The organism is Pseudonocardia sp. ICBG1142 (assembly GCF_020496255.1).
GTDB lineage: Bacteria > Actinomycetota > Actinomycetes > Mycobacteriales > Pseudonocardiaceae > Pseudonocardia.
On sequence record NZ_JAHLJC010000009.1, the window covers coordinates 35,657 to 60,503 of the forward strand.

24 protein-coding genes are annotated in these 24,847 nt (G+C 67.1%); 19 read left to right on the forward strand and 5 right to left on the reverse strand.

Translation table 11 applies throughout. The features are described 5' to 3' along the window. Positions 1-25: 25 nt before the first annotated feature. The 3 genes from KPL59_RS11105 to KPL59_RS11115 are packed head-to-tail and all read left to right on the forward strand — an operon-like array spanning position 26 to position 3,026. A complete protein-coding gene (locus tag KPL59_RS11105; RefSeq protein WP_226360545.1) occupies positions 26-1,639 on the forward strand; it encodes a helitron helicase-like domain-containing protein in 1,614 nt (537 codons plus the stop codon). A gap of 14 nt (positions 1,640-1,653) precedes the next feature. Then, positions 1,654-1,869: a helix-turn-helix domain-containing protein gene (locus tag KPL59_RS11110; protein ID WP_226360295.1), complete on the forward strand. Its 216-nt coding sequence runs from the start codon at positions 1,654-1,656 to the stop codon at positions 1,867-1,869. Next, on the forward strand, positions 1,866-3,026 hold the full coding sequence (locus tag KPL59_RS11115; RefSeq protein ID WP_226360294.1) for a site-specific integrase: 1,161 nt from the start codon (positions 1,866-1,868) through the stop codon (positions 3,024-3,026). Before KPL59_RS11110 ends, KPL59_RS11115 begins: the two co-directional genes overlap by 4 nt. A 66-nt stretch (positions 3,027-3,092) precedes the next feature. Here KPL59_RS11115 and KPL59_RS11120 read toward each other — a convergent pair whose 3' ends face one another. The 3 genes from KPL59_RS11120 to KPL59_RS11130 form a co-directional block, all read right to left on the reverse strand. Then, on the reverse strand, positions 3,093-3,503 hold the full coding sequence (locus KPL59_RS11120; RefSeq protein WP_226360293.1) for a hypothetical protein: 411 nt from the start codon (positions 3,501-3,503) through the stop codon (positions 3,093-3,095). Positions 3,504-4,902: 1,399 nt separating this feature from the next. After that, positions 4,903-5,586 carry an ATP-binding protein gene (locus KPL59_RS11125; protein ID WP_308187866.1) on the reverse strand — a complete coding sequence of 228 codons (684 nt, stop codon included), beginning with the start codon at positions 5,584-5,586 and terminating at the stop codon, positions 4,903-4,905. Between the two features lie 1,222 nt (positions 5,587-6,808). Then, the gene (locus tag KPL59_RS11130; protein ID WP_226360744.1) at positions 6,809-7,651 is read right to left on the reverse strand and encodes an AAA family ATPase; all 843 of its coding nucleotides are present in this window, start codon (positions 7,649-7,651) and stop codon (positions 6,809-6,811) included. A 231-nt stretch (positions 7,652-7,882) separates the two neighbouring features. On the opposite strand from KPL59_RS11130, the gene KPL59_RS11135 reads away from it, so the two are divergent. The 6 genes from KPL59_RS11135 (at position 7,883) to KPL59_RS11160 (ending at position 13,676) form a co-directional block, all read left to right on the forward strand. Then, positions 7,883-8,305, forward strand: a complete 423-nt coding sequence (locus KPL59_RS11135) for a plasmid replication, integration and excision activator (RefSeq protein ID WP_226360747.1) — start codon at positions 7,883-7,885, stop codon at positions 8,303-8,305. A 140-nt stretch (positions 8,306-8,445) separates the two neighbouring features. Then, positions 8,446-8,796 (forward strand): WhiB family transcriptional regulator, encoded by a 351-nt coding sequence (locus tag KPL59_RS11140; RefSeq protein ID WP_226360745.1) that lies wholly within the window; start codon positions 8,446-8,448, stop codon positions 8,794-8,796. Between the two features lie 188 nt (positions 8,797-8,984). After that, positions 8,985-10,574 (forward strand): FtsK/SpoIIIE domain-containing protein, encoded by a 1,590-nt coding sequence (locus KPL59_RS11145; RefSeq protein WP_226360748.1) that lies wholly within the window; start codon positions 8,985-8,987, stop codon positions 10,572-10,574. A 101-nt stretch (positions 10,575-10,675) separates the two neighbouring features. Further along, positions 10,676-12,289 (forward strand): helitron helicase-like domain-containing protein, encoded by a 1,614-nt coding sequence (locus tag KPL59_RS11150; protein WP_226360545.1) that lies wholly within the window; start codon positions 10,676-10,678, stop codon positions 12,287-12,289. A gap of 14 nt (positions 12,290-12,303) precedes the next feature. Further along, positions 12,304-12,519: a helix-turn-helix domain-containing protein gene (locus KPL59_RS11155; protein ID WP_226360295.1), complete on the forward strand. Its 216-nt coding sequence runs from the start codon at positions 12,304-12,306 to the stop codon at positions 12,517-12,519. Further along, the gene (locus KPL59_RS11160; protein WP_226360294.1) at positions 12,516-13,676 is read left to right on the forward strand and encodes a site-specific integrase; all 1,161 of its coding nucleotides are present in this window, start codon (positions 12,516-12,518) and stop codon (positions 13,674-13,676) included. The genes KPL59_RS11155 and KPL59_RS11160 overlap by 4 nt, the downstream gene beginning before the upstream one ends. Positions 13,677-13,742: 66 nt before the next feature. Here the strand turns inward: KPL59_RS11160 and KPL59_RS11165 are convergent, their stop codons facing one another. After that, a complete protein-coding gene (locus KPL59_RS11165; protein WP_226360293.1) occupies positions 13,743-14,153 on the reverse strand; it encodes a hypothetical protein in 411 nt (136 codons plus the stop codon). Between the two features lie 941 nt (positions 14,154-15,094). On the opposite strand from KPL59_RS11165, the gene KPL59_RS11170 reads away from it, so the two are divergent. From KPL59_RS11170 to KPL59_RS11205, 8 genes are all read left to right on the forward strand, one after another. Further along, a complete protein-coding gene (locus tag KPL59_RS11170) occupies positions 15,095-15,403 on the forward strand; it encodes a putative quinol monooxygenase (RefSeq protein WP_226360749.1) in 309 nt (102 codons plus the stop codon). Further along, a complete protein-coding gene (locus KPL59_RS11175; protein WP_226360739.1) occupies positions 15,400-16,608 on the forward strand; it encodes a helix-turn-helix domain-containing protein in 1,209 nt (402 codons plus the stop codon). The genes KPL59_RS11170 and KPL59_RS11175 overlap by 4 nt, the downstream gene beginning before the upstream one ends. A 100-nt stretch (positions 16,609-16,708) precedes the next feature. Further along, complete coding sequence (locus tag KPL59_RS11180; RefSeq protein ID WP_226360740.1) at positions 16,709-17,131, forward strand: plasmid replication, integration and excision activator; 423 nt, start codon at positions 16,709-16,711, stop codon at positions 17,129-17,131. A gap of 140 nt (positions 17,132-17,271) precedes the next feature. Then, positions 17,272-17,625, forward strand: a complete 354-nt coding sequence (locus KPL59_RS11185) for a WhiB family transcriptional regulator (RefSeq protein WP_226360741.1) — start codon at positions 17,272-17,274, stop codon at positions 17,623-17,625. A 190-nt stretch (positions 17,626-17,815) separates the two neighbouring features. Next, the gene (locus KPL59_RS11190; protein ID WP_226360296.1) at positions 17,816-19,405 is read left to right on the forward strand and encodes an FtsK/SpoIIIE domain-containing protein; all 1,590 of its coding nucleotides are present in this window, start codon (positions 17,816-17,818) and stop codon (positions 19,403-19,405) included. 101 nt (positions 19,406-19,506) lie between these two features. Beyond that, positions 19,507-21,120, forward strand: a complete 1,614-nt coding sequence (locus KPL59_RS11195; protein WP_226360545.1) for a helitron helicase-like domain-containing protein — start codon at positions 19,507-19,509, stop codon at positions 21,118-21,120. Positions 21,121-21,134: 14 nt separating this feature from the next. Further along, a complete protein-coding gene (locus KPL59_RS11200) occupies positions 21,135-21,350 on the forward strand; it encodes a helix-turn-helix domain-containing protein (RefSeq protein ID WP_226360295.1) in 216 nt (71 codons plus the stop codon). Then, positions 21,347-22,507 carry a site-specific integrase gene (locus KPL59_RS11205; protein ID WP_226360294.1) on the forward strand — a complete coding sequence of 387 codons (1,161 nt, stop codon included), beginning with the start codon at positions 21,347-21,349 and terminating at the stop codon, positions 22,505-22,507. Before KPL59_RS11200 ends, KPL59_RS11205 begins: the two co-directional genes overlap by 4 nt. 66 nt (positions 22,508-22,573) lie before the next feature. Here KPL59_RS11205 and KPL59_RS11210 read toward each other — a convergent pair whose 3' ends face one another. Further along, the gene (locus KPL59_RS11210; RefSeq protein WP_226360293.1) at positions 22,574-22,984 is read right to left on the reverse strand and encodes a hypothetical protein; all 411 of its coding nucleotides are present in this window, start codon (positions 22,982-22,984) and stop codon (positions 22,574-22,576) included. Positions 22,985-23,924: 940 nt separating this feature from the next. Here KPL59_RS11210 and KPL59_RS11215 point away from each other — a divergent pair. Together KPL59_RS11215 and KPL59_RS37545 are read left to right on the forward strand one after the other, a co-directional pair. Then, positions 23,925-24,233 carry a putative quinol monooxygenase gene (locus KPL59_RS11215; RefSeq protein WP_226360749.1) on the forward strand — a complete coding sequence of 103 codons (309 nt, stop codon included), beginning with the start codon at positions 23,925-23,927 and terminating at the stop codon, positions 24,231-24,233. Next, positions 24,230-24,490, forward strand: a complete 261-nt coding sequence (locus KPL59_RS37545; RefSeq protein ID WP_226360750.1) for a helix-turn-helix transcriptional regulator — start codon at positions 24,230-24,232, stop codon at positions 24,488-24,490. The genes KPL59_RS11215 and KPL59_RS37545 overlap by 4 nt, the downstream gene beginning before the upstream one ends. Positions 24,491-24,847: the final 357 nt, after the last annotated feature.

Consider the following 24,847-nt stretch of genomic DNA (forward strand, 5'->3'; position numbering starts at 1 on the left):
CACGCTCACCCGGGCGCAGAAGGCGATGCTGGCCCTGTCGCACGAGGTCGCGGTCCAGCTCGCCGAGGACCACGGCGTGTGTGTCCGCCCCCTGGCGATGCGCCGCATCGACCAATCCACCGGACGGATCGATGTCGTGCCGGTGCCGTGCGGTTCGACACGGGAAGACCAGTGCCGCCCCTGCTCAGACAAGGCCCGACGGCTGCGGATGACCCAGTGCCGCGAAGGCTGGCACCTGGAGAACGAACCCGCCGTCACACCTGCCGACCCGACGACCGCGCAGAAAGAGTTGATGGCCGCCCGCGCGGACTTCCACGCCGCCTACACTGACTGTCTCGCCGCCGGAGACAACGCCGAGTGTGATGAGATACGCGAGATCGTCGAGGACATCGACACCGAACTCCGCGCCCTCGGAGTCCGCGGACCCCTCGCCCCGCTCGACCCCCGCCCGAAGGCCATCCGCCGGACTACCCGGCGTCGTCAGGACGCCCCGAACCTGCCCCGGCGGCCTGTGGAGGACCGCACGATCGGACGGGTGTTCGGCGGGAAATATCGGCCCTCGACCTTCCTCACCCTGACCCTGGACACCTACGGCCGCGTCGACGGCAACGGCGCCGCGATCGACCCCGATACCTACGACTACCGCCGCGCCGCCCGCGATGCGATCCACTTCCCGAAGCTGCTGGACAGGTTCTGGCAGAACACGCGGCGCTGTGTCGGCTGGGACGTGCAGTACTTCGGGACCGTCGAACCGCAGAAACGCGGTGCCCCGCACTTCCACGCCGCCATCCGCGGCACCATCCCCCGCGCAGAGTTGCGCGCGATCACCGCCGCCACCTACCACCAGGTCTGGTGGCCCGCCCACGACGACATCGTCTACACCGGGGACAAGCTCCCCCGCTGGGACCACCGGCAGAAAGCCTTCGTCGACCCCGACACCCACACACCGCTCCCCACCTGGGACGAGGCCACCGACCCCGAGGTCCTCACCACGCCGGCCCACACCGTGGTCTTCGGCCCCCAAGTGCATGTGAAAGGCATCCTCGGCGGCACCGAAGAAGCCGGACGCCACATCGGCTACCTCACCAAATACCTCACCAAATCCGTCGGCCACGCCGCCGGACTCGACGACACCGCCACCACCCGCCAGCGCGACCACGCCCGACGCCTCACCGCCGAACTCGCCATCACCCCGTGTTCGCCGCGCTGCCCGATCTGGCTGCTCTACGCCGTCGCACCCAAGGGTGCCCGCCCGGAGATGACCCCCGGGCACTGCACCGGCACAGCGCACAAGCCCGAACACCTCGGCATCGCCGGACGCCGCGTCCTGGTCTCCCGCAAATGGTCCAACAAGAGCCTCGGTGATCACCGCGCGGACCGGAGCGCGTTCGTTCGGCAACTCCTCGACCACGCCGGAGTGACACCCGCCTACGCGATCGATGACGGACCCTTCAACTGGGAACCCGTGCAACCCGGCGACAGCGACGTCCCACCCCGCCCCGTCCTGCTTCTGCACGCGATCCATCAACGCCAACGATGGCGCGCCGACTACGACGCCGCCCTCCTCACCACCACCGGCCCACCACCGGACGACCGTTCGGCAATCGGGTGTTCGGCTACCCGTGATCAGGCCGCGTAGCAGGGACGCCGTCGATGACGCAGTACCTGACCGTGGCCGAGACCGCCCGCTACCTGAACACCTCCCCGCGTTTCGTGCGGCGCCTGGTCGCAGCCCGACGGATCGCGTTCTACCGCATCGGACGGCATGTGCGCTTCGCCGTGACCGACCTCGACGCCTGGCTCGCCCAAGGCCGGGTCGAACCGTTCCCCCACCGACCACACCCACACCCCCGGCGAGGAACGCGATGACGGCGAACAAGACGAGTCGGCGCCGGTTCGGCTCCATCCGCCGCCTGCCCTCCGGGCGGTATCAGGCCAGCTACCCCACCAACAGCGGGCAACGCCGCACCGCCCCGGGAACCTTCGACCGCAAAGGCGACGCCGCCCAATGGCTCACCCTCGTCGAAAGCGACATCCTGCGCGGTGACTGGTTCGACCCCGCCCTGGGCCAGCTACCCTTCCATGACTTCGGGGAGCAGTGGATCACCGAACACCGCGTCAGCGCCCGCACCCGCGAGGAGTACCGCAGCATCTGGCGCCACCACATCGACCCGTTCCTCGGCCCGATCGACCTCGCCGAGCTGACCACCGCAGTCATCCGCACCTGGCGCACCACCCTGCTCGCTGCCGGACGCTCCGAAGACCGCACCGCGAAGGCCTACCGCCTCGTCCGCGCCATCTGCACCACCGCCGTCGACGACGGCCGGATCACCCGCAACCCCTGCCGCATCAAAGGCGCCGGTGAACACCGCACCCCCGAACGCCCCACCGCCACCATCGGCCAGGTCTTCGACCTCGCCGCCGCGATGCCACCCCGCTTCCACGCCCTGATCCTGTCCGCCGCGTTCACCGGACTGCGCTGGGGAGAACTCGCCGGGCTACGCCACTGCGACCTCGACCTGAACACCGCCACCCTCCACGTCCGACGACGCCTGGCCCAACTCAGCCGAGGCGGCCTCCGACCCGGGCCACCCAAATCCGCCGCCGGTATCCGCACCCTCTCCCTGCCCCCGTTCCTCGTCGAGGTCCTCACCACCCACACCGCCGCCTACTCCGGCCCGCCACCGGACGGACTGATCTTCTGCGGACAACGCGGCGGCATGCTCCGACGCGGGAACTTCGGCCGCGCAACCGACTGGCCCACCACCGTGGTCAAGACCGGGCTCCCCACCGGTTTCCATTTCCATGACCTACGTCACACCGGTAACCATCTCGCTGCTACTGCTGGGGCCAGCACCCGCGAACTCATGCACCGCATGGGCCACGGCACCATGCGCGCCGCACTGATCTACCAACACGCCACCACCGAACGCGACCGCCGCATCGCCACCCAGATCGCCGCACTGGTCGACCGCGAACGCCGACCCCACACCGATCAGGACATCGAGGCCGACGACGACGGCTGAGTCGTCAGAGAGTTCACCGGCGGCTTCCCTCATCGGGCACGTATTCCCCACCCCTCCGAGACCACCTCAATCGGGCGAGCGATAACGCTGCGCCCCCCGGTCTTCGGTCCACCCAATTTCATACTCGCCGCAGGAGAACGTCGACTCGGGAAAGTCGCGCCCCTTTCGCATCATGAATTCATCGGCAGTCGCACTATCGTGGAATACTCCAAGGATTCGACAGTCGTCAGCTTCCTCCTGGAGGACGATCCAGACCGTCGACGGCGCGGCGGCATGAGTGACCACGCGACGACCCCGCCCGTACAGCCCCGACCCCGGTTCACCCCGGCTCCGCCGCACGGCCCGATCAAGAGCATGGGCACACAGGACGACCAGCACCCCGGTCACCACGAAGAGCCAGTCGAATCCACCGTTCCACACGGTGAGGATGACCACGAGGCCCGCCGCAGTGCACACAGCCCAGACGATGTTGAGCATGCGCACGCCTCCCTGCCGTCTCATGTTCAAGCGTCCGGGGGCGGCCACTCGCCCTCTTCTCGCACACCGGTCGCACGTCCCGCACCACCCCCTGTTCAAGATCGATAAGGGGTGGTGTTTCGGCCGGTCGCGTGGTGTGAGCGGGCGACGGGAATCGAACCCGCGTAGCCAGTTTGGAAGACTGCGGTCAATGCCCTGCCCACCTGCGCGATCTGAGCCGGTCGACTGACCGTGAGTGGCCGTGAGTGACCGTGGTTCCCCGCCAGTACTCGCACGCTCGTTGCACGACCGGCCCCGTGGGGTTGTCTTTTTTCCCACGCGCCCGGCCTGCTGGTGATCTCCTCGCGGCGCGGGTTCACCCCTGCCAGACCGAGGGGTGGGGTGCAAGGCACGGGGTTCAGCCTTGCACCCCACCCCTCGGTCTGGTTGCCGTCTCGGCGCGCCGTGAGGAGATCGCCAGCCCCGCCGCACTCCCCCTGATCTCCGAGCGGTGTCGGGTCCGGGCGGAGCCCGGCCGCCGGAGGCATCCCGGGCGGCACGCCCGGCCTACAGGACTGACGACGGTCCGCATCGACGCCTGGCGTGACGCGGAGCAAGGGCAGCGGCGGCCATCGTGCAGGCGTGCCGTCGGCGTCTCTGGGGTTCAGGCGGCTGCCTGGTGGCTTGGGGTCGGGTAGCCGAGCCCGCCGCCGCGAACGGGCCGGAGGTGTAGTGAGCGAGCGGCGGGGGCGGCGTGGCCGACCCCGCGCCGCCGGAGGCGGCGCCTTGATCCCCTAAAGCACAATTCGGCAACACACACGACCTAGACAGACGACGTGACGCAAGCGAGCCCGTACGGAACGACGCCAGCAACGAGGTCAGCCGCCGGACGCATCATGGCGGCTGAAGGAAGCGGCGATGTGGCGGGCAGCGGCGACGGGCGTGACCGTCGAGGTATCCAACGTCGTAGTCGGTGGAGGCAAGAGTGGCGTGGCGTCCCAAGCAGCGAGCCGCGCCTGGAGGTCGGCGCTTCCTCGCTGCCGCAATCTAATGCTTGCCACATCACGGGGGCACCAGAGAGCAAAAACGAGCCAATGAGTCTCTGGAGTCGCAGCAACAACGGCGTCAACGGCTTCCGGCTGACCTAGATGCAAAACCGGCCAACCGCTAGCGAGACTTTTCCTAAGCCCGACTCTATCGACAATATACGTGGCACCGTACCGGCCATTCTGCCAGATGACGCAACCGGAACGAGCCAGTCTATCGCGCGTCAGCCGATCGACCATCCGATAGCCATCAGTTCTACCGGGACCACACTTTATGCGACGAAACAAATGGAAGTGCGTATCATAGCCAGTCAGCGCTGCCGTGACAGTGTCCTTACCTGCTGCAGGCGGCCCATAGAGCAGAACCCCGCGAGTCACGCTGCGACCTTGTCGATGATCCGGCGAGCCTGCGACTGAAGCGGCTCACTTGATGCGGAGTTCTCCACGACAACGTGGGCGATCGGAGGTCGGAAATTAAGATCGAGGCCCTCCAGATGAGCCGTCCAATCTGCAAGCTTCGTCGCGTCCCGGGCCGCTCCGCGCCGACGGAGATAGCTATGCATCGTCTGTGCGTCACAAGCAACCCAAACGACAGTGGTGTCGGCATTGAATGCGGCATGGGCGTCAATCGTACGACACAGCCATGCCGGGTCGGTGAACTCCCTCAAGAAAGGGGCATCAGCGATGACACTGTTACCACACTGAAGATTTTCAGTCACGACAGCAGCGACCGCCTCGTATTCGCGAGGACGTACCTGATTGAGGTAAACCTCAGATTCGCGGTCATGGGGAGACCGTCCAAGGACCTCCAGCAGTTGTTCCACCAGCGGGCGAGTCACAGTGTCTTTGTCAATCACAGTCCAGCCGACCTCACGGGCAAGCGTGCGCGCCAATTCAGATTTTCCACTACCCGGGTAGCCACCTATCAAGATCACCTGCGGGCGGCGGTCGCGCAGAAGATCAGACCGCCCCTGCCTCGGGGCACGAACAGGGGTGGCCTCGTTTACAACCAGTCGCGTGGTGTGAGCGGGCGACGGGAATCGAACCCGCGTAGCCAGTTTGGAAGACTGCGGTCAATGCCCTGCCCACCTGCGCGATCTGAGCCGGTCGACTGACCGTGAGTGGCCGTGAGTGACCGTGGTTCCCCGCCAGTACTCGCACGCTCGTTGCACGACCGGCCCCGTGGGGTTGTCTTTTTTCCCACGCGCCCGGCCTGCTGGTGATCTCCTCGCGGCGCGGGTTCACCCCTGCCAGACCGAGGGGTGGGGTGCAAGGCACGGGGTTCAGCCTTGCACCCCACCCCTCGGTCTGGTTGCCGTCTCGGCGCGCCGTGAGGAGATCGCCAGCCCCGCCGCACTCCCCCTGATCTCCGAGCGGTGTCGGGTCCGGGCGGAGCCCGGCCGCCGGAGGCATCCCGGGCGGCACGCCCGGCCTACAGGACTGACGACGGTCCGCATCGACGCCTGGCGTGACGCGGAGCAAGGGCAGCGGCGGCCATCGTGCAGGCGTGCCGTCGGCGTCTCTGGGGTTCAGGCGGCTGCCTGGTGGCTTGGGGTCGGGTAGCCGAGCCCGCCGCCGCGAACGGGCCGGAGGTGTAGTGAGCGAGCGGCGGGGGCGGCGTGGCCGACCCCGCGCCGCCGGAGGCGGCGCCTTGATCCCCTAAAGCACAATTCGGCAACACACACGACCTAGACAGACGACGTGACGCAAGCGAGCCCGTACGGAACGACGCCAGCAACGAGGTCAGCCGCCGGACGCATCATGGCGGCTGAAGGAAGCGGCGATGTGGCGGGCAGCGGCGACGGGCGTGACCGTCGAGGTATCCAACGTCGTAGTCGGTGGAGGCAAGAGTGGCGTGGCGTCCCAAGCAGCGAGCCGCGCCTGGAGGTCGGCGCTCCTCGCTGCCGCAATCTAATGCTTGCCACATCACGGGGGCACCAGAGAGCAAAAACGAGCCAATGAGTCTCTGGAGTCGCAGCAACAACGGCGTCAACGGCTTCCGGCTGACCTAGAGCAAAACCGGCCAACCGCTAGCGAGACTTCCTAAGCCCGACTCTATCGACAATATACGTGGCACCGTACCGGCCATTCGCCAGATGACGCAACCGGAACGAGCCAGTCTATCGCGCGTCAGCCGATCGACCATCCGATAGCCATCAGTTCTACCGGGACCACACTTTATGCGACGAAACAAATGGAAGTGCGTATCATAGCCAGTCAGCGCTGCCGTGACAGTGTCCTTACCTGCTGCAGGCGGCCCATAGAGCAGAACCCCGCGAGTCACGCTGCGACCTTGTCGATGATCCGGCGAGCCTGCGACTGAAGCGGCTCACTTGATGCGGAGTTCTCCACGACAACGTGGGCGATCGGAGGTCGGAAATTAAGATCGAGGCCCTCCAGATGAGCCGTCCAATCTGCAAGCTTCGTCGCGTCCCGGGCCGCTCCGCGCCGACGGAGATAGCTATGCATCGTCTGTGCGTCACAAGCAACCCAAACGACAGTGGTGTCGGCATTGAATGCGGCATGGGCGTCAATCGTACGACACAGCCATGCCGGGTCGGTGAACTCCCTCAAGAAAGGGGCATCAGCGATGACACTGTTACCACACTGAAGATTTTCAGTCACGACAGCAGCGACCGCCTCGTATTCGCGAGGACGTACCTGATTGAGGTAAACCTCAGATTCGCGGTCATGGGGAGACCGTCCAAGGACCTCCAGCAGTTGTTCCACCAGCGGGCGAGTCACAGTGTCTTTGTCAATCACAGTCCAGCCGACCTCACGGGCAAGCGTGCGCGCCAATTCAGATTTTCCACTACCCGGGTAGCCACCTATCAAGATCACCTGCGGGCGGCGGTCGCGCAGAAGATCAGACCGCCCCTGCCTCGGGGCACGAACAGTCCGCCTAGACCTCGCCTCGTTTACAACCAGACCTTCCCCAGCAAGGAGCTTCATCGCCTCAGAGATCGTAAAGGGGCTAACCCCCCATTCGGATGCGAGCGCCTTGGTCGAGGGGAGAGTCGCCCCGTTGACCAGGCGTCCCGCTGAGATGTCGTTGGCGATGTGGCGGGCAATCTGCGCATGCAGCGCCTCGCCCCGCGACAGTGCCCGTCGTGATGGCTCCATGATCTCGATTTCCTGGTCGTTCCACTCGGTCGTCCTGGCTAGCCGTTCGGCGCTCCACTTGCACCCCAGCTCGCGCGGGGCACAGAAATCCTACCAACGCGCTGCAAGTCGCCGCTGGTCAGAGGCCCCTCAAGGAGTCGTAGCCATTCAGTTGACATGCTGAGCTATCAACTGCTAGCCTCACGTAGAGCTTGCAGCTGGACGCAGAGAGCGAACGACAGAGGAGCTGACATGGCACGCAGTAACAAGTTCGCGGTGGCGATGGGTGATGTGTTCCCGCTGGGGGCGTTCGTGGTGTCGGAGGTGGAGGCGGTGCGGGATTTTGAGAAGTCGGCGCCGGGGCGTCCGGTGCAGCAGGTCGATCGGGAGTCGGGGTTGCCGGTGTGGTCGGTGTCGGTGCTGGATGCCGATCCGGAAGCACGGCGGAGCGAGAAGACGGTGGTGGTGAAGATCGCTGCGGCGCATCAGCCGGTGCCGCCGGAGGCCACAGCGGGGTTGCCGTTTCGTCCGGTGGAGTTCGACGGGCTCACGGTGACCCCGTACGTGCAGGAGACCGGCGGGCGTCCGCGTGTGGCTTACAGCTTTCGCGCGGCGGGGATGCGCGCCCCCGGCCCCCAGCGTGGACATACGGCCAAGAACCAGGACGCCGCCTGACAAGCACTGTCGGACCAGGCGATATGTGTGGGAGAGCCCGTTAGTGGCGGGCTCCCCCACCGAGTCTTCCTTGCCGTGTGTTGCTGCCGTGGCAGGCAGTTGATCAACCCGGAACCAGCGTGGAAGGACACCGATCCTAGATGAACACCGGACTTTCTTCACCCCCTCCTGCCCTGCCCCGGGCGCTTCACGGTGCTGAACGTCATCGCTGGCGGGCCGGGGCGGCGTGTCGCGGGATGGACACCGAGTCGTTCTTCCCCACCGACACCGCTCCGCACGCCGCCGAGCCTGCGTTGGAGGTGTGTCGTGGTTGCCGGGTCCGCAGTATGTGTCTGGTCGAGGCGCTGCTGGTCGAAGACCCGGCCCGCCGCTACGGCGTCCTCGGCGCCACCACCCCACAGGATCGACGGCGGCTGCACCGCACCGCTCGGGTCGCCGCCCGCCGGACCGCGGCCCCTGCTGCTGTCGCACCGGGGAGCGCGGCGGCATGAACCGACACGACCACCGATGTCGTTACCGGGGAGGGCGCGGTGCGGTGCGAGGTGTGCCTGACCCCGCTGAGCGATGTCTCCGGGGGGCGCGTGCGGCGGTGTGGTGACCATCGCGGGCAGCTCGCGTTGGTCCCGATCCCGGTCGTGTGCGCTCCGCGTCGTTCCCCGGAACAGGGCGGGAGCCTGCGATGACGACGATGGGTTCTCTGGTCCTTGCCGGTCTCGCGACGGTGGTGGTGCTCGCTGGTCTGCACTGGGTGGGGCAGTTCCTCGGCCGGATCGCCGAGGGCGTGGCGACGGTCGCGGTCGTGTTCGTCACCGTGTGGTTGGCCTGCAAGGTCGCGGTGGTCGTGACGGTGTGGGTGGTTCGGCATTGGCGCACCACGATCACCGCTGCGGTCGCTGTGGTGTGGTGCTCGCTGCTCGGGTGGCCCTCGCTGGTGGTCACCATCGCTGCGGTCGCTGTCGCGCTGGGGGTGTGGCGGTGGACATCGGTGGTGTCGTTCGATCGTTATGCCGGGCGTCGTCTGCGGGGGTGGTGGCTGCGCTGGCTGCTGTATGCGCCTCGGATGCCGCGCTGGCTGCGCTCCTGCAACCTGACGGTGCCGGACCGGGGCGGAGCACCGATCGCGGTGGTGAATCCATTGCGCCGCACCCCGGTCTTGTCGAGGTCGCGGCCGGTGGCTGATCAGCTCCCTCGGATTCTGGGGGTGCGCTCGGGGCCGTCGTGGGACGAGGTCCGGGTCCGCCTCGTTCCCGGGCAGACCCCGGAAGAGTTCGACACCGCCACCCGCGCCCTCGCTGTCGCGCGCAGGGTGCGGCGTTGTCAGGTGCGGGAGTTGTCCCCGAATGTGGTGTCGATCGATTTCCAGCGCCGCAACCTGCTGTCCGGGGTGGTGCGGGCGCCGGGCCTGGACACCCTGTCCGACCTGGACGGGTCGGCGATCGACCTGGAGAAGGTCTGGTCCGGGCACACCGAGTACGGCACGGACTGGCATCAGTCGTTGATCGGTGGTCACACCCTGGTCGCGGGGGCGACTGGGGCGGGGAAGGGGTCGTTGATGTGGGCGCCGTTGTGTGCGATCGCCCCCGCGATCGGTGACGGCCTGGTCCGGGTCAACGGGATCGACCCGAAAGGTATGGAGCTGGCCTACGGGCGGGGAGTGTTCCACCGCTACGCCGTCACCAGCAAAGACGCCCTCGCCCTCCTCGATGATCTTGTCGAGAGCATGGAGGCCCGTAAACGCGAGTACGCCGGGGCGACCCGCCTGGTCCCCGTCACCCGGGACACCCCGTTGGAGATCGTGGAGTTCGACGAGATCGGTGCGCTGCTGCGTTACGGCGGGGACCGCAAGACCCGCGAGGCGATCACCGACCGCGTCGCCCTGCTCACCACCCAGGGCCGCGCGTTGGGCTACACCGTGCGCGGCTATGTGCAGGAACCGACCAAGGACACCGTCCCGGTGCGGGAGCTGTTCCCCCGCCGCATCTGCCTACGCGTCGCCTCGAAGTCCCATGTGTCGATGGTCCTCGGCGATCACGCCTACGACCGTGGTGCGTGGGCCAACCGGATCGGTGAAGACGAACCCGGCGTGGGCTATCTGTTCGGCGACGGCATCCGTGAACCCCTGCGTATCCGGGCCGGGTGGGTGTCTGACGGTGCGGTCAAAGACCTAGAAGCCTTCGTCACCCGCACTTCCCCGACCGCCGGAGTGGCGCCGGTCCTGACCCTCCCCGACCCGACCGTCCACCACCGCGAGATCGGAGACGCAGCATGACCAACGCCGACACCCACACCGACAGCGCCGACACCGTGACCGACAGCGCGCCGGGGCGGGAGCCGGTCGATCAGGACACGCTCACCCGGGCGCAGAAGGCGATGCTGGCCCTGTCGCACGAGGTCGCGGTCCAGCTCGCCGAGGACCACGGCGTGTGTGTCCGCCCCCTGGCGATGCGCCGCATCGACCAATCCACCGGACGGATCGATGTCGTGCCGGTGCCGTGCGGTTCGACACGGGAAGACCAGTGCCGCCCCTGCTCAGACAAGGCCCGACGGCTGCGGATGACCCAGTGCCGCGAAGGCTGGCACCTGGAGAACGAACCCGCCGTCACACCTGCCGACCCGACGACCGCGCAGAAAGAGTTGATGGCCGCCCGCGCGGACTTCCACGCCGCCTACACTGACTGTCTCGCCGCCGGAGACAACGCCGAGTGTGATGAGATACGCGAGATCGTCGAGGACATCGACACCGAACTCCGCGCCCTCGGAGTCCGCGGACCCCTCGCCCCGCTCGACCCCCGCCCGAAGGCCATCCGCCGGACTACCCGGCGTCGTCAGGACGCCCCGAACCTGCCCCGGCGGCCTGTGGAGGACCGCACGATCGGACGGGTGTTCGGCGGGAAATATCGGCCCTCGACCTTCCTCACCCTGACCCTGGACACCTACGGCCGCGTCGACGGCAACGGCGCCGCGATCGACCCCGATACCTACGACTACCGCCGCGCCGCCCGCGATGCGATCCACTTCCCGAAGCTGCTGGACAGGTTCTGGCAGAACACGCGGCGCTGTGTCGGCTGGGACGTGCAGTACTTCGGGACCGTCGAACCGCAGAAACGCGGTGCCCCGCACTTCCACGCCGCCATCCGCGGCACCATCCCCCGCGCAGAGTTGCGCGCGATCACCGCCGCCACCTACCACCAGGTCTGGTGGCCCGCCCACGACGACATCGTCTACACCGGGGACAAGCTCCCCCGCTGGGACCACCGGCAGAAAGCCTTCGTCGACCCCGACACCCACACACCGCTCCCCACCTGGGACGAGGCCACCGACCCCGAGGTCCTCACCACGCCGGCCCACACCGTGGTCTTCGGCCCCCAAGTGCATGTGAAAGGCATCCTCGGCGGCACCGAAGAAGCCGGACGCCACATCGGCTACCTCACCAAATACCTCACCAAATCCGTCGGCCACGCCGCCGGACTCGACGACACCGCCACCACCCGCCAGCGCGACCACGCCCGACGCCTCACCGCCGAACTCGCCATCACCCCGTGTTCGCCGCGCTGCCCGATCTGGCTGCTCTACGCCGTCGCACCCAAGGGTGCCCGCCCGGAGATGACCCCCGGGCACTGCACCGGCACAGCGCACAAGCCCGAACACCTCGGCATCGCCGGACGCCGCGTCCTGGTCTCCCGCAAATGGTCCAACAAGAGCCTCGGTGATCACCGCGCGGACCGGAGCGCGTTCGTTCGGCAACTCCTCGACCACGCCGGAGTGACACCCGCCTACGCGATCGATGACGGACCCTTCAACTGGGAACCCGTGCAACCCGGCGACAGCGACGTCCCACCCCGCCCCGTCCTGCTTCTGCACGCGATCCATCAACGCCAACGATGGCGCGCCGACTACGACGCCGCCCTCCTCACCACCACCGGCCCACCACCGGACGACCGTTCGGCAATCGGGTGTTCGGCTACCCGTGATCAGGCCGCGTAGCAGGGACGCCGTCGATGACGCAGTACCTGACCGTGGCCGAGACCGCCCGCTACCTGAACACCTCCCCGCGTTTCGTGCGGCGCCTGGTCGCAGCCCGACGGATCGCGTTCTACCGCATCGGACGGCATGTGCGCTTCGCCGTGACCGACCTCGACGCCTGGCTCGCCCAAGGCCGGGTCGAACCGTTCCCCCACCGACCACACCCACACCCCCGGCGAGGAACGCGATGACGGCGAACAAGACGAGTCGGCGCCGGTTCGGCTCCATCCGCCGCCTGCCCTCCGGGCGGTATCAGGCCAGCTACCCCACCAACAGCGGGCAACGCCGCACCGCCCCGGGAACCTTCGACCGCAAAGGCGACGCCGCCCAATGGCTCACCCTCGTCGAAAGCGACATCCTGCGCGGTGACTGGTTCGACCCCGCCCTGGGCCAGCTACCCTTCCATGACTTCGGGGAGCAGTGGATCACCGAACACCGCGTCAGCGCCCGCACCCGCGAGGAGTACCGCAGCATCTGGCGCCACCACATCGACCCGTTCCTCGGCCCGATCGACCTCGCCGAGCTGACCACCGCAGTCATCCGCACCTGGCGCACCACCCTGCTCGCTGCCGGACGCTCCGAAGACCGCACCGCGAAGGCCTACCGCCTCGTCCGCGCCATCTGCACCACCGCCGTCGACGACGGCCGGATCACCCGCAACCCCTGCCGCATCAAAGGCGCCGGTGAACACCGCACCCCCGAACGCCCCACCGCCACCATCGGCCAGGTCTTCGACCTCGCCGCCGCGATGCCACCCCGCTTCCACGCCCTGATCCTGTCCGCCGCGTTCACCGGACTGCGCTGGGGAGAACTCGCCGGGCTACGCCACTGCGACCTCGACCTGAACACCGCCACCCTCCACGTCCGACGACGCCTGGCCCAACTCAGCCGAGGCGGCCTCCGACCCGGGCCACCCAAATCCGCCGCCGGTATCCGCACCCTCTCCCTGCCCCCGTTCCTCGTCGAGGTCCTCACCACCCACACCGCCGCCTACTCCGGCCCGCCACCGGACGGACTGATCTTCTGCGGACAACGCGGCGGCATGCTCCGACGCGGGAACTTCGGCCGCGCAACCGACTGGCCCACCACCGTGGTCAAGACCGGGCTCCCCACCGGTTTCCATTTCCATGACCTACGTCACACCGGTAACCATCTCGCTGCTACTGCTGGGGCCAGCACCCGCGAACTCATGCACCGCATGGGCCACGGCACCATGCGCGCCGCACTGATCTACCAACACGCCACCACCGAACGCGACCGCCGCATCGCCACCCAGATCGCCGCACTGGTCGACCGCGAACGCCGACCCCACACCGATCAGGACATCGAGGCCGACGACGACGGCTGAGTCGTCAGAGAGTTCACCGGCGGCTTCCCTCATCGGGCACGTATTCCCCACCCCTCCGAGACCACCTCAATCGGGCGAGCGATAACGCTGCGCCCCCCGGTCTTCGGTCCACCCAATTTCATACTCGCCGCAGGAGAACGTCGACTCGGGAAAGTCGCGCCCCTTTCGCATCATGAATTCATCGGCAGTCGCACTATCGTGGAATACTCCAAGGATTCGACAGTCGTCAGCTTCCTCCTGGAGGACGATCCAGACCGTCGACGGCGCGGCGGCATGAGTGACCACGCGACGACCCCGCCCGTACAGCCCCGACCCCGGTTCACCCCGGCTCCGCCGCACGGCCCGATCAAGAGCATGGGCACACAGGACGACCAGCACCCCGGTCACCACGAAGAGCCAGTCGAATCCACCGTTCCACACGGTGAGGATGACCACGAGGCCCGCCGCAGTGCACACAGCCCAGACGATGTTGAGCATGCGCACGCCTCCCTGCCGTCTCATGTTCAAGCGTCCGGGGGCGGCCACTCGCCCTCTTCTCGCACACCGGTCGCACGTCCCGCACCACCCCCTGTTCAAGATCGATAAGGGGTGGTGTTTCGGCCGGTCGCGTGGTGTGAGCGGGCGACGGGAATCGAACCCGCGTAGCCAGTTTGGAAGACTGCGGTCAATGCCCTGCCCACCTGCGCGATCTGAGCCGGTCGACTGACCGTGAGTGGCCGTGAGTGACCGTGGTTCCCCGCCAGTACTCGCACGCTCGTTGCACGACCGGCCCCGTGGGGTTGTCTTTTTTCCCACGCGCCCGGCCTGCTGGTGATCTCCTCGCGGCGCGGGTTCACCCCTGCCAGACCGAGGGGTGGGGTGCAAGGCACGGGGTTCAGCCTTGCACCCCACCCCTCGGTCTGGTTGCCGTCTCGGCGCGCCGTGAGGAGATCGCCAGCCCCGCCGCACTCCCCCTGATCTCCGAGCGGTGTCGGGTCCGGGCGGAGCCCGGCCGCCGGAGGCATCCCGGGCGGCACGCCCGGCCTACAGGACTGACGACGGTCCGCATCGACGCCTGGCGTGACGCGGAGCAAGGGCAGCGGCGGCCATCGTGCAGGCGTGCCGTCGGCGTCTCTGGGGTTCAGGCGGCTGCCTGGTGGCTTGGGGTCGGGTAGCCGAGCCCGCCGCCGCGAACGGGCCGGAGGTGTAGTGAGCGAGCGGCGGGGGCGGCGTGGCCGACCCCGCGCCGCCGGAGGCGGCGCCTTGATCCCCTAAAGCACAATTCGGCAACACACACGACCTGAGCAGACCTCGCCCACCGCCTCCGTGAGCACCAGCGGTACTTCGTTCGGGAACCGACGCCCGTACCGCACTTTTAGTGACAGGCCGTATGATAAGTGCACAGTGCCTGACGGCTAGTCCCTCACTCGGGAGGCAGGATGTTCGGCTTAGTTGCACGCTTCGACCTCGCGGACGCAGAGGCGGCCCGGAGGTTCGACGCTTTAACTTCAGCTACGTGTGAGCAGATCAAATCCTCAGAGCCAGGCACCCTGCTCTACCTCGTAAATACTGTATCCGCCGAGCCACTGGCTCGAATTTTCTACGAACTTTACATCGACCGCGACTCCTTCGAGGCCCACGAATCCACTGCGCACGTGAAGCACTTCCTGGCAGAACGCGAGCAGTACATCACAAACCTGCGAGTCGAGTTCATCGCCTCAACGAACGGCAAGCCGACACTCCGATGAGAAGCGATTCGTCAACAGACTTCGGTCGGAAAATAGCATTCCTGCGCAAGAAGCTTGGATACTCGCAGGCGGAGTTTGCACAAAAGGTCGGACGCTCTGAAACCTGGGTAAGTCAGGTGGAGCGCGGAGTTCGGCGAATCGACCGCATGTCAGTGCTTGAACGCGTAGCCGACGCCCTTGACACTGAGGTCGGCGAGCTGACACCAGAAAAATCCTGGCCACTCGCACAGACAGGGAAGCCTGCTGCCGCTACTGAGTTAGCACTAACCCTGGCGTCGAACCACGCGCTCCAGGCGCTACCGAAATCGCCCCAGCCGGTAGATATCCCCGGCATTGAAGAGCGAACCAGTCACGCATGGAAGCTGGCCCACTCTGCTCAGTATGAAGAGCTTGCAATTCTCTTGCGTGATTTGATCACAGAAGTCGAAACCGCCAGCGATCAGGCTGGCAACGAGACTCCCCCCGCAGTCCGGCAATCGCGCGCTCGGATGTACCTCGCTGCATCTGCAATGCTAGCCAAGCTAGGGGAATTTGATGCAGCCTGGGTGGCAATCGATCGCGCCACGGCGTCCGCTCACACCTTAAAGAACGCGCACTTACTGGCCGAATGCGCATTTCGTCTTGCGATTGTCTTTCAAGCGAGCCGACGCTTCGACATGGCCCGTCGAGTCGCAGGCGATGCCGCCAACGCTCTGTCTCAAACCTACCCCCAGGGGGATTCAGACCCCGCAACCTACGCACTGCTTGGCGCACTTCATCTTCAACTTGCTACAGCTTCAGCGCGCAGCGGAGACGGAGATGCAGCCTACCGTTACCTAAATGATGCGCGAGAGGCCGCTGAGCACGTTCACGATGGCCGCAATGACTACAACACCGAATTTGGGCCGACCAATGTGAGTCTGCACGAGGTTGCTGTCGCAGTTGAGCTTGGCGACGCTGGCCGAGCCCTACGCGTAGCAGAACAGATCGACGACGGCCGTCTGTCCGCCGAGCGGCAGGGCCGATTCTTGATCGATGTCGCCAGCGCAAGCGCACAGCTGCGCCGCACCGACGCCGTGATCAATGCACTCCGCCGCAGCTTCACCGTCTCGCCGCAACAGGCTAGGTCACACAGCCGAGCGCGCACCCTCATTGCGGACCTCCTGCGGTCGCATGGCGACGACCCTCGCGTGAAGGAGCTGGCCGGACAGGTCACCTCCAACTGACCTCCGCCAAGACCCGCACTAAAAGTATTGACTAGCACAACCAGTGCGAGTACTGTCGGGATAGCGGCGGGAGATGCCTGTCGCTCACGGAGGAGCTGACATGGCGCGTAGTAACAGGTTTGTGGTGGCGATGGGTGATGTGTTCCCGCTGGGGGCGTTCGTGGTGTCGGAGGTGGAGGCGGTGCGGGATTTTGAGAAGTCGGCGCCGGGGCGTCCGGTGCAGCAGGTCGATCGGGAGTCGGGGTTGCCGGTGTGGTCGGTGTCGGTGCTGGATGCCGATCCGGAAGCACGGCGGAGCGAGAAGACGGTGGTGGTGAAGATCGCTGCGGCGCATCAGCCGGTGCCGCCGGAGGCCACAGCGGGGTTGCCGTTTCGTCCGGTGGAGTTCGACGGGCTCACGGTGACCCCGTACGTGCAGGAGACCGGCGGGCGTCCGCGTGTGGCTTACAGCTTTCGCGCGGCGGGGATGCGCGCCCCCGGCCCCCAGCGTGGACATACGGCCAAGAACCAGGACGCCGCCTGACAAGCACTGTCGGACCAGGCGATATGTGTGGGAGAGCCCGTTAGTGGCGGGCTCCCCCACCGAGTCTTCCTTGCCGTGTGTTGCTGCCGTGGCAGGCAGTTGATCAACCCGGAACCAGCGTGGAAGGACACCGATCCTAGATGAACACCGGACTTTCTTCACCCCCTCCTGCCCTGCCCCGGGCGCTTCACGGTGCTGAACGTCATCGCTGGCGGGCAGCGGCGGCGTGTCGCGGGATGGACACCGAGTCGTTCTTCCCCACCGACACCGCTCCGCACGCCGCCGAGCCTGCGTTGGAGGTGTGTCGTGGTTGCCGGGTCCGCAGCATGTGCCTGGTCGAGGCGCTGCTGGTCGAAGACCCGGCCCGCCGCTACGGCGTCCTCGGCGCCACCACCCCACAGGATCGACGGCGGCTGCACCGCACCGCTCGGGTCGCCGCCCGCCGGAGCACCGCCCCTGCTGCCGTTCCCACACCGGGGAGCGCGGCGGCATGAACACCGACACGACCACCGATGTCGTTACCGGGGAGGACACGGTGCGGTGCGAGGTGTGCCTGACCCCGCTGAGCGCGGTATCTCAGGGGGACGGGCGTCGGTGTAGCGACCATCATGACCAGCTCGCGTTGGTTCCCCTCCTTGCCGTGTGCGCTCCGCGTCGTTCCCCGGAACAGGACGGAGAGCGTCGATGAGCACGACAGGTTCTCTCGTTGTTGCCGGTCTGGCGACGGTGGTGGTGCTCGCTGGTCTGCATTGGGTGGGGCAGTTCCTCGGCCGGATCGCCGAGGGCGTGGCGACGGTCGCGGTCGTGTTCGTCACCGTCTGGTTGGCCTGCAAGGTCGTCGTGATCGTGACGGTGTGGGTGGTTCGGCATTGGCGCACCACGATCACCGCTGCGGTCGCTGTGGTGTGGTGCTCGCTGCTCGGGTGGCCCTCGCTGGTGGTCACCATCGCTGCGGTCGCTGTCGCGCTGGGGGTGTGGCGGTGGACATCGGTGGTGTCGTTCGATCGTTATGCCGGGCGTCGTCTGCGGGGGTGGTGGCTGCGCTGGCTGCTGTATGCGCCTCGGATGCCGCGCTGGCTGCGCTCCTGCAACCTGACGGTGCCGGACCGGGGCGGAGCACCGATCGCGGTGGTGAATCCATTGCGCCGCACCCCGGTCTTGTCGAGGTCGCGGCCGGTGGCTGATCAGCTCCCTCGGATTCTGGGGGTGCGCTCGGGGCCGTCGTGGGACGAGGTCCGGGTCCGCCTCGTTCCCGGGCAGACCCCGGAAGAGTTCGACACCGCCACCCGCGCCCTCGCTGTCGCGCGCAGGGTGCGGCGTTGTCAGGTGCGGGAGTTGTCCCCGAATGTGGTGTCGATCGATTTCCAGCGCCGCAACCTGCTGTCCGGGGTGGTGCGGGCGCCGGGCCTGGACACCCTGTCCGACCTGGACGGGTCGGCGATCGACCTGGAGAAGGTCTGGTCCGGGCACACCGAGTACGGCACGGACTGGCATCAGTCGTTGATCGGTGGTCACACCCTGGTCGCGGGGGCGACTGGGGCGGGGAAGGGGTCGTTGATGTGGGCGCCGTTGTGTGCGATCGCCCCCGCGATCGGTGACGGCCTGGTCCGGGTCAACGGGATCGACCCGAAAGGTATGGAGCTGGCCTACGGGCGGGGAGTGTTCCACCGCTACGCCGTCACCAGCAAAGACGCCCTCGCCCTCCTCGATGATCTTGTCGAGAGCATGGAGGCCCGTAAACGCGAGTACGCCGGGGCGACCCGCCTGGTCCCCGTCACCCGGGACACCCCGTTGGAGATCGTGGAGTTCGACGAGATCGGTGCGCTGCTGCGTTACGGCGGGGACCGCAAGACCCGCGAGGCGATCACCGACCGCGTCGCCCTGCTCACCACCCAGGGCCGCGCGTTGGGCTACACCGTGCGCGGCTATGTGCAGGAACCGACCAAGGACACCGTCCCGGTGCGGGAGCTGTTCCCCCGCCGCATCTGCCTACGCGTCGCCTCGAAGTCCCATGTGTCGATGGTCCTCGGCGATCACGCCTACGACCGTGGTGCGTGGGCCAACCGGATCGGTGAAGACGAACCCGGCGTGGGCTATCTGTTCGGCGACGGCATCCGTGAACCCCTGCGTATCCGGGCCGGGTGGGTGTCTGACGGTGCGGTCAAAGACCTAGAAGCCTTCGTCACCCGCACTTCCCCGACCGCCGGAGTGGCGCCGGTCCTGACCCTCCCCGACCCGACCGTCCACCACCGCGAGATCGGAGACGCAGCATGACCAACGCCGACACCCACACCGACAGCGCCGACACCGTGACCGACAGCGCGCCGGGGCGGGAGCCGGTCGATCAGGACACGCTCACCCGGGCGCAGAAGGCGATGCTGGCCCTGTCGCACGAGGTCGCGGTCCAGCTCGCCGAGGACCACGGCGTGTGTGTCCGCCCCCTGGCGATGCGCCGCATCGACCAATCCACCGGACGGATCGATGTCGTGCCGGTGCCGTGCGGTTCGACACGGGAAGACCAGTGCCGCCCCTGCTCAGACAAGGCCCGACGGCTGCGGATGACCCAGTGCCGCGAAGGCTGGCACCTGGAGAACGAACCCGCCGTCACACCTGCCGACCCGACGACCGCGCAGAAAGAGTTGATGGCCGCCCGCGCGGACTTCCACGCCGCCTACACTGACTGTCTCGCCGCCGGAGACAACGCCGAGTGTGATGAGATACGCGAGATCGTCGAGGACATCGACACCGAACTCCGCGCCCTCGGAGTCCGCGGACCCCTCGCCCCGCTCGACCCCCGCCCGAAGGCCATCCGCCGGACTACCCGGCGTCGTCAGGACGCCCCGAACCTGCCCCGGCGGCCTGTGGAGGACCGCACGATCGGACGGGTGTTCGGCGGGAAATATCGGCCCTCGACCTTCCTCACCCTGACCCTGGACACCTACGGCCGCGTCGACGGCAACGGCGCCGCGATCGACCCCGATACCTACGACTACCGCCGCGCCGCCCGCGATGCGATCCACTTCCCGAAGCTGCTGGACAGGTTCTGGCAGAACACGCGGCGCTGTGTCGGCTGGGACGTGCAGTACTTCGGGACCGTCGAACCGCAGAAACGCGGTGCCCCGCACTTCCACGCCGCCATCCGCGGCACCATCCCCCGCGCAGAGTTGCGCGCGATCACCGCCGCCACCTACCACCAGGTCTGGTGGCCCGCCCACGACGACATCGTCTACACCGGGGACAAGCTCCCCCGCTGGGACCACCGGCAGAAAGCCTTCGTCGACCCCGACACCCACACACCGCTCCCCACCTGGGACGAGGCCACCGACCCCGAGGTCCTCACCACGCCGGCCCACACCGTGGTCTTCGGCCCCCAAGTGCATGTGAAAGGCATCCTCGGCGGCACCGAAGAAGCCGGACGCCACATCGGCTACCTCACCAAATACCTCACCAAATCCGTCGGCCACGCCGCCGGACTCGACGACACCGCCACCACCCGCCAGCGCGACCACGCCCGACGCCTCACCGCCGAACTCGCCATCACCCCGTGTTCGCCGCGCTGCCCGATCTGGCTGCTCTACGCCGTCGCACCCAAGGGTGCCCGCCCGGAGATGACCCCCGGGCACTGCACCGGCACAGCGCACAAGCCCGAACACCTCGGCATCGCCGGACGCCGCGTCCTGGTCTCCCGCAAATGGTCCAACAAGAGCCTCGGTGATCACCGCGCGGACCGGAGCGCGTTCGTTCGGCAACTCCTCGACCACGCCGGAGTGACACCCGCCTACGCGATCGATGACGGACCCTTCAACTGGGAACCCGTGCAACCCGGCGACAGCGACGTCCCACCCCGCCCCGTCCTGCTTCTGCACGCGATCCATCAACGCCAACGATGGCGCGCCGACTACGACGCCGCCCTCCTCACCACCACCGGCCCACCACCGGACGACCGTTCGGCAATCGGGTGTTCGGCTACCCGTGATCAGGCCGCGTAGCAGGGACGCCGTCGATGACGCAGTACCTGACCGTGGCCGAGACCGCCCGCTACCTGAACACCTCCCCGCGTTTCGTGCGGCGCCTGGTCGCAGCCCGACGGATCGCGTTCTACCGCATCGGACGGCATGTGCGCTTCGCCGTGACCGACCTCGACGCCTGGCTCGCCCAAGGCCGGGTCGAACCGTTCCCCCACCGACCACACCCACACCCCCGGCGAGGAACGCGATGACGGCGAACAAGACGAGTCGGCGCCGGTTCGGCTCCATCCGCCGCCTGCCCTCCGGGCGGTATCAGGCCAGCTACCCCACCAACAGCGGGCAACGCCGCACCGCCCCGGGAACCTTCGACCGCAAAGGCGACGCCGCCCAATGGCTCACCCTCGTCGAAAGCGACATCCTGCGCGGTGACTGGTTCGACCCCGCCCTGGGCCAGCTACCCTTCCATGACTTCGGGGAGCAGTGGATCACCGAACACCGCGTCAGCGCCCGCACCCGCGAGGAGTACCGCAGCATCTGGCGCCACCACATCGACCCGTTCCTCGGCCCGATCGACCTCGCCGAGCTGACCACCGCAGTCATCCGCACCTGGCGCACCACCCTGCTCGCTGCCGGACGCTCCGAAGACCGCACCGCGAAGGCCTACCGCCTCGTCCGCGCCATCTGCACCACCGCCGTCGACGACGGCCGGATCACCCGCAACCCCTGCCGCATCAAAGGCGCCGGTGAACACCGCACCCCCGAACGCCCCACCGCCACCATCGGCCAGGTCTTCGACCTCGCCGCCGCGATGCCACCCCGCTTCCACGCCCTGATCCTGTCCGCCGCGTTCACCGGACTGCGCTGGGGAGAACTCGCCGGGCTACGCCACTGCGACCTCGACCTGAACACCGCCACCCTCCACGTCCGACGACGCCTGGCCCAACTCAGCCGAGGCGGCCTCCGACCCGGGCCACCCAAATCCGCCGCCGGTATCCGCACCCTCTCCCTGCCCCCGTTCCTCGTCGAGGTCCTCACCACCCACACCGCCGCCTACTCCGGCCCGCCACCGGACGGACTGATCTTCTGCGGACAACGCGGCGGCATGCTCCGACGCGGGAACTTCGGCCGCGCAACCGACTGGCCCACCACCGTGGTCAAGACCGGGCTCCCCACCGGTTTCCATTTCCATGACCTACGTCACACCGGTAACCATCTCGCTGCTACTGCTGGGGCCAGCACCCGCGAACTCATGCACCGCATGGGCCACGGCACCATGCGCGCCGCACTGATCTACCAACACGCCACCACCGAACGCGACCGCCGCATCGCCACCCAGATCGCCGCACTGGTCGACCGCGAACGCCGACCCCACACCGATCAGGACATCGAGGCCGACGACGACGGCTGAGTCGTCAGAGAGTTCACCGGCGGCTTCCCTCATCGGGCACGTATTCCCCACCCCTCCGAGACCACCTCAATCGGGCGAGCGATAACGCTGCGCCCCCCGGTCTTCGGTCCACCCAATTTCATACTCGCCGCAGGAGAACGTCGACTCGGGAAAGTCGCGCCCCTTTCGCATCATGAATTCATCGGCAGTCGCACTATCGTGGAATACTCCAAGGATTCGACAGTCGTCAGCTTCCTCCTGGAGGACGATCCAGACCGTCGACGGCGCGGCGGCATGAGTGACCACGCGACGACCCCGCCCGTACAGCCCCGACCCCGGTTCACCCCGGCTCCGCCGCACGGCCCGATCAAGAGCATGGGCACACAGGACGACCAGCACCCCGGTCACCACGAAGAGCCAGTCGAATCCACCGTTCCACACGGTGAGGATGACCACGAGGCCCGCCGCAGTGCACACAGCCCAGACGATGTTGAGCATGCGCACGCCTCCCTGCCGTCTCATGTTCAAGCGTCCGGGGGCGGCCACTCGCCCTCTTCTCGCACACCGGTCGCACGTCCCGCACCACCCCCTGTTCAAGATCGATAAGGGGTGGTGTTTCGGCCGGTCGCGTGGTGTGAGCGGGCGACGGGAATCGAACCCGCGTAGCCAGTTTGGAAGACTGCGGTCAATGCCCTGCCCACCTGCGCGATCTGAGCCGGTCGACTGACCGTGAGTGGCCGTGAGTGACCGTGGTTCCCCGCCAGTACTCGCACGCTCGTTGCACGACCGGCCCCGTGGGGTTGTCTTTTTTCCCACGCGCCCGGCCTGCTGGTGATCTCCTCGCGGCGCGGGTTCACCCCTGCCAGACCGAGGGGTGGGGTGCAAGGCACGGGGTTCAGCCTTGCACCCCACCCCTCGGTCTGGTTGCCGTCTCGGCGCGCCGTGAGGAGATCGCCAGCCCCGCCGCACTCCCCCTGATCTCCGAGCGGTGTCGGGTCCGGGCGGAGCCCGGCCGCCGGAGGCATCCCGGGCGGCACGCCCGGCCTACAGGACTGACGACGGTCCGCATCGACGCCTGGCGTGACGCGGAGCAAGGGCAGCGGCGGCCATCGTGCAGGCGTGCCGTCGGCGTCTCTGGGGTTCAGGCGGCTGCCTGGTGGCTTGGGGTCGGGTAGCCGAGCCCGCCGCCGCGAACGGGCCGGAGGTGTAGTGAGCGAGCGGCGGGGGCGGCGTGGCCGACCCCGCGCCGCCGGAGGCGGCGCCTTGATCCCCTAAAGCACAATTCGGCAACACACACGACCTGAGCAGACCTCGCCCACCGCCTCCGTGAGCACCAGCGGTACTCGTTCGGGAACCGACGCCCGTACCGCACTTTTAGTGACAGGCCGTATGATAAGTGCACAGTGCCTGACGGCTAGTCCCTCACTCGGGAGGCAGGATGTTCGGCTTAGTTGCACGCTTCGACCTCGCGGACGCAGAGGCGGCCCGGAGGTTCGACGCTTTAACTTCAGCTACGTGTGAGCAGATCAAATCCTCAGAGCCAGGCACCCTGCTCTACCTCGTAAATACTGTATCCGCCGAGCCACTGGCTCGAATTTTCTACGAACTTTACATCGACCGCGACTCCTTCGAGGCCCACGAATCCACTGCGCACGTGAAGCACTTCCTGGCAGAACGCGAGCAGTACATCACAAACCTGCGAGTCGAGTTCATCGCCTCAACGAACGGCAAGCCGACACTCCGATGAGAAGCGATTCGTCAACAGACTTCGGTCGGAAAATAGCATTCCTGCGCAAGAAGCTTGGATACTCGCAGGCGGAGTTTGCACAAAAGGTCGGACGCTCTGAAACCTGGGTAAGTCAGGTGGAGCGCGGAGTTCGGCGAATCGACCGCATGTCAGTGCTTGAACGCGTAGCCGACGCCCTTGACACTGAGGTCGGCGTGACACCAGAAAAATCCTGGCCACCGCACAGACAGGGAAGCCTGATGCCGCTACTGAGTTAGCACTAACCCTGGCGTCGAACCACGCGCTCCAGGCGCTACCGAAATCGCCCCAGCCGGTAGATATCCCGGCATTGAAGAGCGAACCAGTCACGCATGGAAGCTGGCCCACTCTGCTCAGTATGAAGAGCTTGCAATTCTCTGCGTGATTTGATCACAGAAGTCGAAACCGCCAGCGATCAGGCTGGCAACGAGACTCCCCCCGCAGTCCGGCAATCGCGCGCTCGGATGTACCTCGCTGCATCTGCAATGCTAGCCAAGCTAGGGGAATTTGATGCAGCCTGGGTGGCAATCGATCGCGCCACGGCGTCCGCTCACACCTTGAACGCGCACTTGGCCGAATGCGCATTTCGTCTTGCG